The sequence below is a fragment of the Parendozoicomonas verongulae genome, from assembly GCF_009711465.1.
GTDB lineage: Bacteria > Pseudomonadota > Gammaproteobacteria > Pseudomonadales > Endozoicomonadaceae > Sansalvadorimonas > Sansalvadorimonas verongulae.
The window spans coordinates 1-225 of record NZ_SMME01000051.1 but is presented as its reverse complement, the minus strand read 5'-3'; the positions used below and the strand labels follow the sequence as shown (position 1 = coordinate 225).

The following is a 225-nucleotide window of genomic DNA, read 5'->3' as shown; positions in this document are numbered from 1 at the left end:
CACGGTCAGAAGACGCATGACCACTGTGTAAATAGCCCCATCCGTGGGGGCAGAGAGTGGGAAAAGCTGTTGTGCTTCGATAGGCGGGCCATCGGCTCTGTCAAAGATCACGGTGAAGCTGCGGCCACCGGGCAGGGTCAGCGCCATCTTCTTTCCGGCCTGCTCGCTCAGGGCAAACAGGGCATCCACCTCGGCACGGGTGAGCCAGCCGTGTTCCCCGTCGCC

Annotated in this window: 1 protein-coding gene; it reads right to left on the bottom strand. The window is 62.7% G+C overall.

What is annotated here, in order from left to right; all coding sequences use genetic code 11:
- Positions 1-225 (bottom strand): hypothetical protein (locus E1189_RS21955; RefSeq protein WP_408014658.1); only part of this gene is annotated, 225 nt, incomplete at both ends.